Raw genomic sequence first — 514 nt, forward strand, 5'->3', positions numbered from 1 at the left:
GCTTGATGAAGAGGGATGGATTGATTTTTACTCCGTGTGGCTGTCCAAATAAAAAGAGGGTTCTTTTTTGAACCCTCTTTTTTACGCTGCCATGCTGCGGCATTGTTCAGCACAGGTGAAGCAGGCTTTCGCACATGCTTGGCAATGATCATGATCGTGCTTTCCGCATTCAGTGCCGCACGCTTCACAAATATCGGCGCAAAGTGCACAAATTTCTTTCATAAACGGGCTGTCCGTTTGCATGGCTTTGACCGCCAGCGCGCAAATATCCGCGCATTCCCTGTCAAGCCGGATGCATCCGCTGAGATGATGCTGTACGCTTTCTTGCAAGCATTTAGTGAAACAATGATTGCAAGCCTTCATACAATCGATGCAAGCCTCAATACAAGCTTCAGAATATTGCTCCATGGTTGATTCCCCCTGTATGACAGTATATGGTTTTATGTTTCCCGGCTGCATTTGAAAAAAACAGGGGAGTGTTTTTTTAGCTAAGGGGATATGTACATATACCCTG

Annotated in this window: 1 protein-coding gene; it reads right to left on the bottom strand. The window is 45.7% G+C overall.

The genetic code is table 11. The annotated features are described in order from the left end of the window. Window positions 1-81: 81 nt before the first annotated feature. Window positions 82-408, bottom strand: a complete 327-nt coding sequence (locus ACWHAR_RS32160; protein ID WP_033880479.1) for a four-helix bundle copper-binding protein — start codon at window positions 406-408, stop codon at window positions 82-84. Window positions 409-514 lie beyond the last annotated feature (106 nt).

This window comes from Bacillus sp. LR--39, from assembly GCF_053613335.1.

What these genes read in the sequence shown, in the direction of transcription:
- ACWHAR_RS32160 (WP_033880479.1), bottom strand. Translation starts at nt 408, where the DNA reads ATGGAGCAATATTCTGAAGCTTGTATTGAGGCTTGCATCGATTGTATG.